Source organism: Paenibacillus graminis (genome assembly GCF_000758705.1).
GTDB classification, from domain to species: Bacteria; Bacillota; Bacilli; order Paenibacillales; family Paenibacillaceae; genus Paenibacillus_AQ; species Paenibacillus_AQ graminis.
The window spans coordinates 5,643,125-5,659,616 of the sequence record NZ_CP009287.1 but is presented as its reverse complement, the minus strand read 5'-3'; the positions used below and the strand labels follow the sequence as shown (position 1 = coordinate 5,659,616).

The window sequence follows — 16,492 nt, the reverse complement described above, 5'->3', positions numbered from 1 at the left end:
TTTAAATTGGTAATATTTGAGGTTGTATTTCGTAGAGGATACATGGTATATTGTATATCCAGTCACGAAGTTATATGAAAGTTTGTGGATTGGAGTCATGGGGTTCGATTAAATAAGCTAACTTTCTTATAAAAAAGAGTTGCAATTGATCGAGGAACATGATATATTATAAAAGTTGCTGGTGACGAGATAAACGACACCGACGACGAGCTTGATCTTTGAAAACTGAACAACGAGTGAGTGGGATTTCACGCAAGTGAGATCCAAAAATAGAGAATATTTTATTCTCGTCAGATGTTTCAAAATGAGCAATCGCTCTTTTCAATATCTTTTTCGGATGGTTATTTTCTCGGAGTAATTCGGGTGAAGTAACCGCTCGAAAAAACCTATTTGGAGAGTTTGATCCTGGCTCAGGACGAACGCTGGCGGCGTGCCTAATACATGCAAGTCGAGCGGATTTACTGGAGTGCTTGCACTCCAGTAGGTTAGCGGCGGACGGGTGAGTAACACGTAGGCAACCTACCCTCTAGACTGGGATAACTACCGGAAACGGTAGCTAATACCGGATAATTCCCTGACCCTCCTGGGCTAGGGATGAAAGGCGGAGCAATCTGCTGCTAGAGGATGGGCCTGCGGCGCATTAGCTAGTTGGTGGGGTAACGGCCTACCAAGGCGACGATGCGTAGCCGACCTGAGAGGGTGAACGGCCACACTGGGACTGAGACACGGCCCAGACTCCTACGGGAGGCAGCAGTAGGGAATCTTCCGCAATGGGCGAAAGCCTGACGGAGCAACGCCGCGTGAGTGATGAAGGTTTTCGGATCGTAAAGCTCTGTTGCCAGGGAAGAACGTCCGGTAGAGTAACTGCTGCCGGAGTGACGGTACCTGAGAAGAAAGCCCCGGCTAACTACGTGCCAGCAGCCGCGGTAATACGTAGGGGGCAAGCGTTGTCCGGAATTATTGGGCGTAAAGCGCGCGCAGGCGGCTATTTAAGTCTGGTGTTTAAACCTTGGGCTCAACCTGGGGTCGCACTGGAAACTGGGTGGCTTGAGTACAGAAGAGGAAAGTGGAATTCCACGTGTAGCGGTGAAATGCGTAGAGATGTGGAGGAACACCAGTGGCGAAGGCGACTTTCTGGGCTGTAACTGACGCTGAGGCGCGAAAGCGTGGGGAGCAAACAGGATTAGATACCCTGGTAGTCCACGCCGTAAACGATGAGTGCTAGGTGTTAGGGGTTTCGATACCCTTGGTGCCGAAGTTAACACAGTAAGCACTCCGCCTGGGGAGTACGGTCGCAAGACTGAAACTCAAAGGAATTGACGGGGACCCGCACAAGCAGTGGAGTATGTGGTTTAATTCGAAGCAACGCGAAGAACCTTACCAGGTCTTGACATCCAACTAACGAAGCAGAGATGCATTAGGTGCCCTTCGGGGAAAGTTGAGACAGGTGGTGCATGGTTGTCGTCAGCTCGTGTCGTGAGATGTTGGGTTAAGTCCCGCAACGAGCGCAACCCTTGACTTTAGTTGCCAGCAGGTAAGGCTGGGCACTCTAGAGTGACTGCCGGTGACAAACCGGAGGAAGGTGGGGATGACGTCAAATCATCATGCCCCTTATGACCTGGGCTACACACGTACTACAATGGCCGGTACAACGGGAAGCGAAGCCGCGAGGTGGAGCCAATCCCAGCAAAGCCGGTCTCAGTTCGGATTGCAGGCTGCAACTCGCCTGCATGAAGTCGGAATTGCTAGTAATCGCGGATCAGCATGCCGCGGTGAATACGTTCCCGGGTCTTGTACACACCGCCCGTCACACCACGAGAGTTTACAACACCCGAAGTCGGTGGGGTAACCCGCAAGGGGGCCAGCCGCCGAAGGTGGGGTAGATGATTGGGGTGAAGTCGTAACAAGGTAGCCGTATCGGAAGGTGCGGCTGGATCACCTCCTTTCTATGGAGAATCGTTTCCTGCAATGGAAACATTCAAATCGGAAGCTTGACTTCCATTAGAACCCTTGGGTTCGAACACTCACTCGTTGCTCAGTTTTGAGAGTCCAAGCTCTCAGAGGCATATTTGTTTCCAGAACTTGCTTGTAGCCAAGCGAGTCTGAAACATGATATGATCTTCTTCCGGAGTTAATCCGGAACAACTGTCTGAAACCTTCAGCGACACGATAAGTGATCGCCGTAAGCTTTCAGCAACTTGATCCTTGAAAACTGGATACCGAAACGAAAATGCGTTTTAGAACATCTTTTAGCTGAAACTTGTGTAAGCAAGTTGAAATAGTTATTAGTTGATACAGCGATTTTCCTATGGGAAAACGCATGGTTAAGCTAATAAGAGCACACGGAGGATGCCTAGGCGCCAGGAGCCGACGAAGGACGTGGCGAACAACGAAACTGCCTCGGGGAGCTGTAAGCAAGCTTTGATCCGGGGGTGTCCGAATGGGGAAACCCAGCTGTGGTAATTCGCAGTTACTCATACCTGAATACATAGGGTATGCAGAGGCAGACCAGGGGAACTGAAACATCTAAGTACCCTGAGGAAGAGAAAACAATAGTGATTCCGTCAGTAGCGGCGAGCGAACGCGGAACAGCCTAAACCAAGGGGCTTGCCCCTTGGGGTTGTGGGACGTCTCACATGGAGTTACAAAGGAACCGGGTAGGCGAAGAGGTCTGGAAAGGCCCGCGATAGAGGTAAAAGCCCTGTACCCTAAACCCTGTTCCCTCCGAGACGGATCCCGAGTAGTGCGGGGCACGTGAAACCCCGTATGAATCCGGCAGGACCATCTGCTAAGGCTAAATACTACCTGGCGACCGATAGTGAAACAGTACCGTGAGGGAAAGGTGAAAAGCACCCCGGAAGGGGAGTGAAATAGAACCTGAAACCGTGTGCTTACAAAAAGTCAGAGCCCGATCTATGGGTGATGGCGTGCCTTTTGTAGAATGAACCGGCGAGTTACGTTTAACATGCAAGGTTAAGGTGAGAAGCCGGAGCCGCAGCGAAAGCGAGTCTGAATAGGGCGACTAAGTATGTGGACGTAGACCCGAAACCGTGTGATCTACCCCTGTCCAGGGTGAAGGTGCGGTAACACGCACTGGAGGCCCGAACCCACGTATGTTGAAAAATGCGGGGATGAGGTGGGGGTAGCGGAGAAATTCCAATCGAACTCGGAGATAGCTGGTTCTCCCCGAAATAGCTTTAGGGCTAGCCTCGGTGAATGGAGTCGTGGAGGTAGAGCACTGATTGGGTGCGGGGCCCGCAAGGGTTACCAAGCTCAGTCAAACTCCGAATGCCATGGACTTCTTGCCGGGAGTCAGACAGTGAGTGCTAAGATCCATTGTCAAAAGGGAAACAGCCCAGACCATCAGCTAAGGTCCCCAAGTGTGTGTTAAGTGGGAAAGGATGTGGAGTTGCACAGACAACCAGGATGTTGGCTTAGAAGCAGCCACCATTGAAAGAGTGCGTAATAGCTCACTGGTCGAGTGACTCTGCGCCGAAAATGTAACGGGGCTAAACACACCACCGAAGCTATGGCTAGATACGTATGTATCTGGGGTAGGGGAGCGTTGTGTATACGTTGAAGGTGTACCGTAAGGAGCGCTGGAGAATACACAAGTGAGAATGCCGGTATGAGTAACGAAAAGATCAGTGAGAATCTGATCCGCCGAAAGCCCAAGGTTTCCTGAGGAAGGCTCGTCCGCTCAGGGTAAGTCGGGACCTAAGGCGAGGCCGACAGGCGTAGTCGAAGGACAACAGTTTGAAATTACTGTACCACCGTAATCCGCTATGAGCGATGGGGTGACGCAGGAGGGTAGTGACGCGGACTGATGGATGTCCGTCTAAGCAGTGAGGCTGGTGTGCAGGCAAATCCGCACACCGTAAGGCTGGGCTGTGATGGGGAGCGAAAATTATAGTAGCGAAGGTCATGATCTCACACTGCCAAGAAAAGCCTCTAGCCAGGAGAAGGTGCCCGTACCGCAAACCGACACAGGTAGGCGAGAAGAGAATTCTAAGGCGCGCGGAAGAACTCTCGTTAAGGAACTCGGCAAAATGACCCCGTAACTTCGGGAGAAGGGGTGCCTCGGTAGGGTGAATAGCCCGAGGGGGCCGCAGTGAAAAGGCCCAAGCGACTGTTTAGCAAAAACACAGGTCTGTGCGAAGCCGCAAGGCGAAGTATACGGGCTGACGCCTGCCCGGTGCTGGAAGGTTAAGGGGAGCGGTTAGGGGCAACCCGAAGCTGTGAACCGAAGCCCCAGTAAACGGCGGCCGTAACTATAACGGTCCTAAGGTAGCGAAATTCCTTGTCAGGTAAATTCTGACCCGCACGAATGGCGTAACGACTTGGGCGCTGTCTCAACGAGAGATCCGGTGAAATTTTAATACCTGTGAAGATGCAGGTTACCCGCGACAAGACGGAAAGACCCCATGGAGCTTTACTGCAGCTTGATATTGAATTTGGGTACGATCTGTACAGGATAGGTGGGAGCCGTAGAAGCCGGAGCGCAAGCTTCGGTGGAGGCGCCGTTGGGATACCACCCTGATCGTATCTAGGTTCTAACCTGGTACCCTAAACGGGTACGGGGACCGTGTCAGGCGGGCAGTTTGACTGGGGCGGTCGCCTCCTAAAGAGTAACGGAGGCGTTCAAAGGTTCCCTCAGAATGGTTGGAAATCATTCGAAGAGTGCAAAGGCAGAAGGGAGCTTGACTGCGAGACCTACAAGTCGAGCAGGGACGAAAGTCGGACTTAGTGATCCGGTGGTACCGCATGGAAGGGCCATCGCTCAACGGATAAAAGCTACCCTGGGGATAACAGGCTTATCTCCCCCAAGAGTCCACATCGACGGGGAGGTTTGGCACCTCGATGTCGGCTCATCGCATCCTGGGGCTGAAGTAGGTCCCAAGGGTTGGGCTGTTCGCCCATTAAAGCGGTACGCGAGCTGGGTTCAGAACGTCGTGAGACAGTTCGGTCCCTATCTGTCGTGGGCGCAGGAAATTTGAGAGGAGCTGTCCTTAGTACGAGAGGACCGGGATGGACGTACCGCTGGTGCACCAGTTGTTCCGCCAGGAGCATGGCTGGGTAGCTACGTACGGACGGGATAAGCGCTGAAAGCATCTAAGCGTGAAGCCCCCCTCAAGATGAGATTTCCCAATTAGTAAGACCCCTTGAAGACGACGAGGTAGATAGGTTGGAGGTGGAAGTGCAGCAATGCATGGAGCTGACCAATACTAATCGGTCGAGGGCTTATCCAAAAAGTAAAACGCAGATTTCGTTTCGGATTCAGTTTTCAGGAATCAAATTGTAAGTCGTGCGGTCCAAGTGGCCACATGATGAAGATTTGCTTTCAGCATTTGGCGATGCTGAGACCTGAATTACGCATTTGTACCGCAAGTGCCCGTTTGGTGGCGATAGCGGAGGGGTTCCACGCGTACCCATCCCGAACACGACCGTTAAGCCCTCCAGCGCCGATGGTACTTGGACCGAAGGGTCCCGGGAGAGTAGGACGCCGCCAAGCACATGAAGCCATTGTTGAGCAATCGACAATGGCTTTTTTGTTTGGTGGAAAATTATAATTTTCGATAAAAGTGATATTTACTTTAAAGGTGGAAGTTGTAATCAGATGAGATAGCTTTTCCTGCTTGTGCTTGTTTATCTTTCCTCCTCGCAAGCGGCTAAATGGAAAAAGGGAACTTATTTCCCCGGAAAATCAGTAATCGTGAGATTTAAGTGGAAAAAGTAAACTTAGGTGGGTAATAATACTGATTCAGAGACGAAATTAGCCGAATTAGTTTTCCTTTTTCCACTTAAACTGTTGAGCACACGGTATTGAAGCAAATTAGTTACCCTTTTTCCACTTGGAATCGGCTTAGGGTTCAGGGAGGTCCTCGAAGCAAAATTCTACTAAAACCTCAAGCGCTTACGTTCAGCATTGAAGGACGAGGGAGATATTTTGTTCTTTTAATAATAGAGGGAGCAATAAGAAGAAAACTTTCAGGAGGTGATACCTATGATTCTTTGGCTAAATGGAGCTTTTGGTTCGGGAAAGACTCAAACGGCCTTTGAGCTAAGTCGCAGAATCCCGCATTCCTTTGTGTTTGACCCGGAAAATGCAGGCTACTACATACAGAAGAATATACCTTCCACATTGAAGAAAAATGATTTTCAAAATTACTCTCAGTGGCGTGAATTTAATTATTCCATGCTACTATATATTGCCTCCGAATATGAGGGGATCATTATTGTTCCAATGACGATAGTCGAGCCTGATTACTTTAGGGAAATAGCAGGACGACTGAGAGAGGAGGGGATCAAAGTTCATCATTACACCTTGTGTGTGTCGCGGGATAGGCTCCTGGCCCGGCTGAGAAGCCGTGGAGAGGGAAAACACTCATGGGCGGCCAATCAGATCGACAGATGCCTGAAAGGGCACCAGCATCCTATATTTGCAGAGCAACTGGTTACTGATAATATGAGTATTGAGCAGATGGCAGAAGCCATAGCCGCCAAACTTCAGATTTCGCTGTTACCTGCAGCACAAGGCAGGATGAGGAAATTTATTCAGCGTTTAAAAGTGAAATATCAGCACATCCGTTTTTTTAACAGATAGAGATGATCTCCCAACGTTTTTTAAATAAACTATTGCTATACTCTTCTTTGTTTGATATAATATTATTTGTTGTCAATTGATAGTCTTGTATTATGGCCCGTTGGTCAAGGGGTTAAGACACCTCCCTTTCACGGAGGTAACATGGGTTCGAATCCCATACGGGTCATTGCTTCTGGAATTATTGATTTTCTGACTTGTCTTTGCTGGTTAACTGTGGTATGATAATTAAGTTGCTTCTTTCATGGAGGCTTAGCTCAGCTGGGAGAGCATCTGCCTTACAAGCAGAGGGTCGGGGGTTCGAACCCCTCAGCCTCCACCATGAGGCTCCAATTGAATATTTTTTTACTGACGCGGGGTGGAGCAGCCCGGTAGCTCGTCGGGCTCATAACCCGAAGGCCGCAGGTTCAAATCCTGCCCCCGCAATTTATCCCCAAAAAGTGAAGATATACTATGTAGTATATTCCGGTTATTTTTCGGGGGGCTCATAGTACTTAATTTGGAACCGTGGTGTAGTTGGCCTAACATGCCTGCCTGTCACGCAGGAGATCGCGGGTTCGAATCCCGTCGGTTCCGCCATTTAGGCACAGCTTCAGGAAACATAAGCATCAACTGCTATACATACCGTGTGCGGACGTGGCTCAGCGGTAGAGCATCGCCTTGCCAAGGCGAGGGTCGCGGGTTCGATTCCCGTCGTCCGCTCCATAATTTGCGCCCTTAGCTCAGCTGGATAGAGCGTTTGACTACGAATCAAAAGGTCGGGAGTTCGAATCTCTCAGGGCGCGCCATTTAATTTAAATATCAAAATTTGCCGGCGTGGCGGAATGGCAGACGCGCTCGACTCAAAATCGAGTGGGAAACCGTGGAGGTTCGAGTCCTCTCGCCGGTATTAGTATAAGGCTTCTGAAATTGTGTTTTACACAATTTCAGAAGCCTTTTTTAATAGTGGCGTGACCAGAGGTATGCATTATTTATTTGGTGAATGTTTCCGGCAAAAGAGGGGGTAAGCACCTTGTCTATAGGACGCTTACAAAAGAACCGCTGTGTGCATATTGCGCGTTATGGTGGACCGATCAGAATTTCATGTTCATCGGTATATATGCCCTTTGAATCCGGTACCTCTTTCACAGCTGCTGTAAATCAGTGGTACACTGTTAAAGCTGTAATACAAGGGAACAACCCGTGCAAGGTTGTCCGCGAGATTACGGAGAGGACCGGAAGTATTACTTTAAAGACAAAGAATTTGATGTGTTGGACTCTTAATAATCTTAATGCCATCTTAATGCGGCAGTCAAAGTCATAATACGATGCTGATTTTGTACATGCTATACTAAGTAGATGAAAGCATGTACAACCACAGGGATAAACAGAAAGCGGGCAGGGGATGGAGATCAATCAGACCGGTGACGGTTCCATACTTGAACAGTTAACAGGCATGAAGGCAGGAAAACGAAGAGGAAGGCTGAAAATTTTTATTGGGTATGCGCCGGGTGTAGGGAAAACTTGTGCGATGCTGAATGCGGCCCATGAGGAGCAAAAAGAGGGAACGGATGTGGTAGGCGGGTATATTGAAACCCATGCCCGGCCGGATACCCAGGCGATGCTGGAAGGCCTGGAGCTTGTACCTCCAATGAAAGTGTCCTATGAAGATTCTGTCATTCCGGAATTTGACCTGGACCGTGCAATCCAGCGCAGCCCTGAGCTTATTTTATTGGACGATCTGGCTCATGCAAACACGGCCGGATGCCGCCACAAAAAAAGATATCAGGATGTGGAGGAGCTTCTCCGCGCGGGAATTCATGTCTATACGACGATTAATGTCCAGCAGATTGAGAGCCTGACGGATATTGTCTACTCCATTACTGGTATGACTGTTCAGGAACGCATACCGGATAGCGTATTCGATAGTGCGGATCAGGTGGAATTGGTGGATATTGAACCTAATGACTTGATAGACCGTTTGAATAAAGGGAAAATTCAGCGTGAAAATGCTGATGAACAGGGAATTGAGCAGTTGTTCACCAAGGAGAAGCTGACCGCTCTGCGTGAAATTGCCCTGCGCAATACGGCAAGCCAGTTAAACCGGATCGCAGTGCAAATCAGTGAACAGGCGAAGAAAAATGATTATGATACCAAGGATCATATTTTGGTCTGCCTATCCTCGGCTGCTTCCAATAAGAAAGTGATCAGGGCGGCTGCGAGAATGGCTGAAGCTTTCCATGGACAGTTTACGGCACTTTTTGTAGAAACGCCGCAAACCCAAAAATTAACCCCCAAAAACAAAACCGAGCTGAGGGATAATTTAAGACTGGCTGAGCAAATGGGGGCGAATATCGCGACGGTATATGGAGAGGATGTGCCGGGACAGATCGCGGAATATGTCAAAACGAGCCGGGTTTCAAAAATTGTCCTCGGCCGCTCTCCCTTTAAAAAGAGAGGGTATGCTAAATCTAATCTTGTGGATAAGCTCACCACTCTGCTTCCCAATATTGAAATCTATATTATTCCCTACACCCACCCCTCCTTTTACAAAAGATTACCTTTATACGTGAGATATCCGAAGCTGTCGCTGGCAGACACCAACAAGACTATTGCCATTTTATTGGTTTGCACACTGATCGGCATCTGGTTTCGCTATCTGGGGTTTCTGGAATCCAATATTATTACTGTATATATTCTGGGGGTTCTGTTAAGCGCAATTGTAACCAAGGGAAGGGTGTACAGCGCTGTTTCGTCGGTAATGAGCGTGCTTGTGTTCAATTACTTTTTTACCGAGCCTTACTATTCTCTGAATGCATATGATTCAGGGTATCCGGTTACTTTTCTGGTGATGCTGACGGCCTCGTTCATAACCAGTACACTGACCATGCGGGTAAGCGAGCAGGCCCGTCAATCTGCACAAAAAGCCTACCGGACGGAGGTTCTTCTGGAAACCAGCCGGAAGCTGCAGCAGGCGAAAGATTCGCCGGCGATCATTGATGAAATGGCGCATCAGATGGTAAAGCTGCTGGATAGGACGGTCATTTTTTATGCGGTTCAGGAAGGGGCATTGACCGAGCCGCTGATTTTTCCAAAGGAAGGCTCTGAAGCTGATCCGCATATGTACACAGGCAGCAATGAACGTGCGGTTGCAGATTGGGTATTTAAGAACAACAAGCGCGCGGGAGCGACCACGGATACCTTTTTTGGCGCGAATTGCCTGTACCATGCTGTGCGCGGAGGCGATACGGTTTTTGCAGTGGCCGCTATTGTGATGGAACAGGAAGAGCCATTAGAGGTTTTTGAGAAGGGCCTGATGATTGCGATGTTGGGGGAATGTGCACTTGCTCTGGAAAAAGAAAAGCTGAACGAAAAACAAAAAGAAATTTCCCTGCAAATTCAGCAGGAGCATCTCCGCGCCAATCTGCTCCGCTCGATCTCTCATGATCTGCGTACCCCCCTTACCAGCATCTCGGGGAACGCAGGAATACTTGTGGGGAATTCCGGGGTCCTGAGCGAGGAGCAGAAAAAAGGACTGTACACGGATATTTATGATGACTCCATCTGGCTGATTCATTTGGTGGAAAATTTGCTGTCGATTAGCCGGATTGAGAATGGGACACTGAATCTTAACTTTCAGGCGGAATTGCTGGAGGAGGTTATCTCTGAAGCTCTTCTTCACGTGAACCGCAACAGTGAGAAACATGTAATTCAAACAGAACTTGCTGATGAGCTGCTTATGGCCCGGATGGATTCCCGGCTGATTGTGCAGGTTCTGATCAATATTGTGGATAACGCCATTAAGTATACCCAGCAGGGTTCCCACATTACCGTTTCGGCCAAACAGGATGGACAAAGAGTTATTGTGGAAATCTCCGACGATGGTCCGGGCATTTCTGAGGAAGCCAAGGCCAGGCTGTTTGAGATGTTTTATACAGTGGATAATATACGCGGGGATGGCCGCCGTGGCCTGGGCTTGGGGCTTTCTTTGTGCAAGTCGATTGTGAATGCCCATGGAGGGACTATAGGCGTGATGGACAATGTCCCCAAAGGAACGGTATTTTATTTCACCCTGCACGCCGAGGAGGTCAATATTCATGAATAAGCCTTTAATTCTTGTCGTGGAGGACGACAAGCCCATCCGCAAGCTGATTACAACCACGCTGGAGACCCAAGGGTATAAATATCATACGGCTGAGACGGGCGAGGCCTCTATATTAGAAGCGGTATCCAACCAACCGGACTTGATGATCCTCGACTTGGGACTGCCGGATATGGACGGTGTGGATATTATCAAAAAGATCCGCACTTGGTCAAATCTGCCGATTATCGTGGTCAGTGCACGCAGCGAAGACCGGGACAAAATAGAGGCGCTGGATGCGGGGGCAGATGATTATTTAACCAAGCCCTTCAGTGTGGAGGAGCTGCTGGCCAGGCTGCGGGTGAGTCTGCGGAGAATCCGGTATGACAGTGACAAGCTTCTTAAGGATGCATCCAGCTTCGTCAATGGAAACCTGAAGATTGATTATGCCGCTGGATGCGTATGGATCGGTGATGAAGAAATCCATCTGACTCCAAGTGAATATAAGCTTCTGTGCCTGATGGCCAAAAATGTGGGAAAGGTGCTAACCCATAATTATATTTTGCACGAGATATGGGGCAGTCCAACAGTGGATATTCCTTCTCTGCGGGTATTTATGGCAACTTTGAGGAAAAAAATCGAAAAAACACCCGCGCAGTTCAAGTACATTCAAACACATATCGGAATTGGCTACCGGATGCTTCAGGTGGGTGACGATAGCTGAACGGTTAAAAATTCAACTTGCGTGACCAACCATGCTCTTTTGAGGGCATGGTTTTTTTGTGCTGCGCTTACAATCTGAATCTTTAGATGATCTTAATACCTTCATGAAAACCCTAACCCTAAACTTATGGGGGAAATGTTACTCTGAATCTCGGAAGCACAAGTATAAGTCGGGTTGGCTGATCAGGAAAGAGGTGGTGGGGGATGGAAGGATTGTTAAGAAACACAGGGCTGATCTCAATTCTGCTGGTAGTGCTGTATTCGATAAAAAAAATATACGATGTTGCCGACATGCGGAAAGCGGGAATGCAAGGCTGGTATGAAAATAAAGAGATTTATAAAGCAGCCCGAATGTTCGCCCAGGGAGCGCCTGATGATGAGATTAAAGGAATTCTATCAGGCAGCTATGAGCTGGATGACAGGCAAATCGGACAGGCAATGCTGCTGGCGCTTGCCTCCCGGCAGGATAGGGATGGAGGTTATGCAGGTTTCCTCAAGGCTGTGAACCAGGTGCTCGGCGAAGACAGATACTACGTTAAATAGAAGGAGGTCTATTAACATGTTGGACATTTATATGATTGCCGCATTTATCATTCTCACCCTGCTCATGATCGGGCTGGGCCAATGGGCTTCCGGAACCATCGATAAAGGGAGTGACCAAGGATGATGTGGGTACTGGGAATGATCGTAGCAGCTCTCTTTGTCTATTTAACTTACGCACTGATTAATCCGGAAAAATTCTAGTAACGATTTCAGGAGGGATTTAAGTGACCATGATTTCTTATATCGCAATTGCTGTAACCTTATTGCTCTCCTTGCTGCTTGCCCGTCCTGCGGGACTGTACATGGCTCAAGTCTTCAATTATGAGAGAACAGGGCTAGACCGCTGGGTCGGCTGGCTGGAGAAGCCGGTCTTTGCGATTGGCGGCATACGGAAAGAGAACTATAGCTGGAAGCAATATGCTCTGGCTGCGGTCCTCAGCAATGCAGTGATGATGCTGCTGGTCTATCTGATTTTCAGATTTCAGGGTGTGCTGCCGTTAAATCCAAGCGGGATCGCTTCGATGGAGCCGACACTTGCTTTTAATACGGCAATCAGCTTTATGGCGAATACGAATCTTCAGCATTACAGCGGTGAAAGCGGACTATCTTATCTGTCGCAAATGCTGGCTATCGTATTTATGATGTTTACCTCCCCCGCTACCGGGCTTGCTGTGGGAATCGCCATTATCCGTGGTTTAACCGGGAAGCCCCTGGGGAACTTCTTCGTGGATATGGTCCGGGGGATCACCCGGATTCTGCTGCCGATCTCCTTTGTCCTGGCACTTGTTTTTGTGGCTCTCGGTGTGCCGCAAACGCTGGAGCCTACTGCTCTGGGCCATACGCTGGAAGGGATGACACAAGAGATCGCGCGCGGCCCTGTAGCTTCTTTTCTGTCGATTAAGGAGCTGGGCAACAACGGCGGCGGTTTCTTTGGTGTCAATTCTGCCCATCCTTTCGAGAATCCGGATGCGGTCAGCAACCTGCTGCAAATTCTGCTCATGCTGCTGCTAGGTACGGGGCTTCCTTTTACCTACGGGAAAATGGTTGGCAATAAAAAACAGGGCCGGGTGCTGTTCGTATCGATGGCCATGATGTTCATAGTTTTCCTGGGAATTTCACTGGCCAGTGAAAATGCAGGTAACCCGGCCGTTAACGCCCTGGGTATTCAGCATCAGCAAGGCTCCATGGAAGGGAAGGAAGTCAGGTTCGGCGTTGCCCAGTCTGCCCTGTACTCGGTTGTTACGACAGCATCTGAGACAGGAGCAGTCAATACGATGCATGATACCCTGACGCCTATAGGCGGTTTGATTACGATCGGCAACATGATGCTGAATACAGTATTTGGCGGTGTCGGAGTGGGATTTGTCAATGTGCTCATGTATACGATGATTGCCGTGTTTTTATCGGGTCTGATGGTAGGGCGAACACCGGAGTTTCTTGGTAAAAAAATAGAAGGTAAAGAAATGAAACTGATCGCAGTCACGCTCATTATCAATCCGATGCTTATTTTGCTGCCTACGGCCCTGGCGCTGCTCACCCAGTCCGATACCCTTTCGAATCCCGGCTTTCACGGGCTGACACAAGCGCTGTATGAATTCACTTCTGCTGCCGCCAACAATGGCTCCGGCTTCGAGGGGCTTGGCGATGCAACGCCATTCTGGAATATCTCCACCGGAATTGTGATGTTCCTTGGCCGGTATTTCTCCATGATCGCGATGCTGGCTGTAGCAGGTTCACTGGCAGCCAAGAAAACTGTACCGGAAACCTCAGGGACATTCCGTACAGACAAGGCTCTGTTTGGTACTGTTTTTCTGGGTACGGTACTGATTGTAGGGGCATTGACATTCTTTCCGGCGCTTGCACTGGGACCGATTGCTGAATTCTTGACGCTGAAACCTTAGAGGCTATGGATGGAGGAAGAAAAATGAGTACAAAGAAGAGTGCAATAAATAAAGATATTGTCCTGCAGGCTGCCAAACAGTCCTTTATCAAGCTGGACCCGCGCATTATGCTGCGTAATCCAATAATGTTTGTGGTGGAGCTCGGATTCATCATTACCTTATTTCTTGTATTTGTGCCTGATGCATTTGGCGGGGATGTATCCACGGGCTTTAATCTTGCGGTAGCGTTCGTTTTGCTGTTCACTGTACTCTTTGCCAACTTTGCAGAAGCACTGGCGGAAGGCCGGGGCAAAGCGCAAGCCGATTCCCTTAAAAAATCAAAAAAAGAGATCACCGCAAACAAGGTGAGCGGAAGCTCAGTCAAACAAGTGCCTTCCACGGAACTGCGCAAAGGCGATGTTGTTATTGTGGCCCAGGGAGAAATGATTCCGGGTGACGGTGAGGTTATTGAAGGCCTGGCTTCAGTCGATGAATCGGCCATTACGGGCGAATCTGCTCCGGTGATTAAAGAGGCTGGCGGTGACTTCAGCTCTGTAACCGGAGGAACCAAGGTAATCAGTGACCGGATTAAGGTCCGCATTACCAGTGATCCCGGAGAGTCTTTTCTGGACCGGATGATTTCTCTGGTAGAAGGGGCCAAACGTCAAAAGACGCCAAACGAGATTGCTCTAAATACCGTGCTGGTCAGTCTGACCATTATTTTTCTGATCGTAGTCATTACACTGCCTTTCTTTGCCGATTATCTGGATATCCGCCTGGAAGTGCCTGTGCTGATTGCCCTGCTGGTCTGCCTGATCCCCACTACCATTGGAGGGCTGCTGTCGGCCATCGGTATTGCGGGAATGGACCGGGTCACACAGTTCAACGTGTTGGCCATGTCCGGTAAAGCGGTGGAAGCATCCGGGGATATCAACACGATCATTCTCGATAAGACAGGAACCATCACTTACGGGAACCGCATGGCCAGTGAATTTATCCCGGTAGGCAAGCACTCCCGGCAGGATGTGGCGGCTTGGGCAGCCTTAAGTTCGGTTCGCGATGAGACGCCTGAGGGGCGGTCTGTGCTGGAGCTGCTGAAGAATCAGAATCTGTCTTTTCAGGAGTCCGTTGCTGATGGTGCGGAATTTGTAGAGTTCAAGGCAGAGACCCGCATGAGCGGCATTGACCTGCCGGATGGACGGCATATCCGCAAGGGGGCAGTAGATGCGGTAAAACAATGGGTCGCCGGCCAGGGCGGGATGATCCCGGACGACTTGCAGGCAAACAGCAATGCGATTGCTTCGGCGGGGGGAACACCGCTTGCCGTTGCTGTTGATCAGACGATATACGGCCTCATTTACCTGAAGGATACGGTAAAACCGGGGATGCGGGAACGGTTCGAGCAGATGCGGAAGATGGGAATCAAGACGATTATGTGTACGGGGGATAATCCGCTGACTGCTGCGACCATCGCCGCTGAAGCCGGAGTGGATGATTTCATTGCCGAAAGCAAACCGGAAGATAAAATTGCTGTCATCCGCCGCGAACAAGCGGAAGGCAAGCTGGTAGCCATGACCGGTGACGGTACCAATGATGCACCGGCCTTGGCCCAGGCCGATGTGGGAATTGCCATGAACAGCGGAACGGTTGCTGCCAAGGAGGCTGCCAACATGGTGGACCTTGACTCCGATCCTTCCAAAATTATTGAAGTGGTCTCTATCGGCAAGCAGCTGCTGATGACCCGCGGAGCATTAACTACATTCAGTATTGCGAATGATATCGCCAAATATTTTGCGATTATTCCGGCGATGTTCATGGTGGCGATTCCTGAAATGGAAGTCTTGAATGTGATGAGACTGCATTCCCCTCTGTCAGCCATCCTGTCAGCCTTGATCTTTAACGCAGTGATCATTCCGCTGCTGATTCCGCTGGCAATGAAAGGGGTGGCTTATAAGCCGATGAGCTCGTCACAGCTCCTCAGCCGCAACCTGATCATTTATGGCCTGGGCGGTGTGATTGTCCCGTTTGTCGGCATTAAGCTGATTGACCTGCTAGTCCAATTCTGGGTATAGAGAGGATGAATGCGGTATGAAGACTATCGCTGTTACCATAAGAACAAGTGTCGCACTCATGATTGTCATTCTGGCGTATCAGCTGGTTGTGACGGGAATTGCCCAGGCAGTCATGCCTGATAAGGCAGATGGAAGCTTGATCTATAATGATAAACATGAAGTCATTGGCTCCAAATGGATCGGACAGAATTTCACGTCCCCGGGTTACTTCCATGGCCGGATCTCTAGTATTGAATATAACGCGGTTTCCTCAGGTACGCCGAACTATGCGCCTTCTAATCCGGATATGCTTGAACGCACGAAGGCATCAGTAGAGGCTTGGAAGTCGGAGAACCCCGGGGTCCCCGTGTCTGAACTGCCCGTAGATCTGATCACCAATTCCGGCTCCGGATTAGATCCGCACATCAGTGTGGAGGCGGCTCAGGTTCAAATCCCGCGCATCAGCAAAAGCACTGGCATACCGGAAGAACAATTGAAGGAATTGGTGGCCAAGCATACCCAAGAAAGAGAGCTTGGGGTCTTGGGAGAGCGGGCTGTCAATGTGCTCCTTCTCAATATCGATGTGCAGAAGACGGTGAATGGAAAATAATTCGAAACGTGAGGGACGGACAAG

The 16,492-nt window shown here is 49.7% G+C and carries 8 protein-coding genes, 7 tRNA genes and 3 rRNA genes; all 18 read left to right on the top strand.

The annotated features are described in order from the left end of the window. Positions 1 to 387 precede the first annotated feature (387 nt). The 18 genes from PGRAT_RS24440 (at position 388) to kdpC (ending at position 16,468) form a co-directional block, all read left to right on the top strand. A 16S ribosomal RNA gene (locus tag PGRAT_RS24440) occupies positions 388 to 1,946 on the top strand. Between the two features lie 376 nt (positions 1,947 to 2,322). Next, positions 2,323 to 5,249, top strand: a 23S ribosomal RNA gene (locus tag PGRAT_RS24435). 146 nt (positions 5,250 to 5,395) lie between these two features. Beyond that, positions 5,396 to 5,512 (top strand): 5S ribosomal RNA (gene rrf, locus PGRAT_RS24430). Together the 16S, 23S and 5S rRNA genes form the textbook arrangement of a ribosomal RNA operon. Before the next feature lie 492 nt (positions 5,513 to 6,004). After that, positions 6,005 to 6,604, top strand: coding sequence for an AAA family ATPase (locus tag PGRAT_RS24425; RefSeq protein WP_025704785.1), 600 nt, complete (start codon positions 6,005 to 6,007; stop codon positions 6,602 to 6,604). A gap of 94 nt (positions 6,605 to 6,698) precedes the next feature. After that, positions 6,699 to 6,770, top strand: a tRNA-Glu gene (locus PGRAT_RS24420). Between the two features lie 77 nt (positions 6,771 to 6,847). After that, positions 6,848 to 6,923 (top strand) — tRNA-Val (locus PGRAT_RS24415). A gap of 30 nt (positions 6,924 to 6,953) precedes the next feature. After that, positions 6,954 to 7,027 (top strand) — tRNA-Met (locus PGRAT_RS24410). A 75-nt stretch (positions 7,028 to 7,102) separates the two neighbouring features. Next, positions 7,103 to 7,180 (top strand) — tRNA-Asp (locus PGRAT_RS24405). A 51-nt stretch (positions 7,181 to 7,231) separates the two neighbouring features. Further along, positions 7,232 to 7,306 (top strand) — tRNA-Gly (locus tag PGRAT_RS24400). A 6-nt stretch (positions 7,307 to 7,312) separates the two neighbouring features. Continuing rightward, positions 7,313 to 7,389, top strand: a tRNA-Arg gene (locus PGRAT_RS24395). 22 nt (positions 7,390 to 7,411) lie between these two features. Next, a tRNA-Leu gene (locus PGRAT_RS24390) sits at positions 7,412 to 7,490 on the top strand. Positions 7,491 to 7,985: 495 nt separating this feature from the next. After that, the gene (locus tag PGRAT_RS24385; RefSeq protein ID WP_025703719.1) at positions 7,986 to 10,685 is read left to right on the top strand and encodes a sensor histidine kinase; all 2,700 of its coding nucleotides are present in this window, start codon (positions 7,986 to 7,988) and stop codon (positions 10,683 to 10,685) included. After that, positions 10,678 to 11,385: a response regulator gene (locus tag PGRAT_RS24380; protein WP_025703718.1), complete on the top strand. Its 708-nt coding sequence runs from the start codon at positions 10,678 to 10,680 to the stop codon at positions 11,383 to 11,385. The genes PGRAT_RS24385 and PGRAT_RS24380 overlap by 8 nt, the downstream gene beginning before the upstream one ends. A 203-nt stretch (positions 11,386 to 11,588) precedes the next feature. Continuing rightward, entirely contained in the window at positions 11,589 to 11,927 is a 339-nt protein-coding gene (locus PGRAT_RS24375) for a hypothetical protein (RefSeq protein WP_025703717.1), read from the top strand. A gap of 120 nt (positions 11,928 to 12,047) precedes the next feature. Beyond that, complete coding sequence (gene kdpF / locus PGRAT_RS34990) at positions 12,048 to 12,128, top strand: K(+)-transporting ATPase subunit F (RefSeq protein WP_081758585.1); 81 nt, start codon at positions 12,048 to 12,050, stop codon at positions 12,126 to 12,128. 32 nt (positions 12,129 to 12,160) lie between these two features. Beyond that, on the top strand, positions 12,161 to 13,828 hold the full coding sequence (gene kdpA / locus PGRAT_RS24370; protein WP_025703716.1) for a potassium-transporting ATPase subunit KdpA: 1,668 nt from the start codon (positions 12,161 to 12,163) through the stop codon (positions 13,826 to 13,828). 23 nt (positions 13,829 to 13,851) lie between these two features. Further along, on the top strand, positions 13,852 to 15,879 hold the full coding sequence (kdpB, locus tag PGRAT_RS24365) for a potassium-transporting ATPase subunit KdpB (RefSeq protein WP_025703715.1): 2,028 nt from the start codon (positions 13,852 to 13,854) through the stop codon (positions 15,877 to 15,879). A 16-nt stretch (positions 15,880 to 15,895) separates the two neighbouring features. Beyond that, positions 15,896 to 16,468, top strand: a complete 573-nt coding sequence (kdpC, locus tag PGRAT_RS24360) for a potassium-transporting ATPase subunit KdpC (RefSeq protein ID WP_025703714.1) — start codon at positions 15,896 to 15,898, stop codon at positions 16,466 to 16,468. Positions 16,469 to 16,492 lie beyond the last annotated feature (24 nt).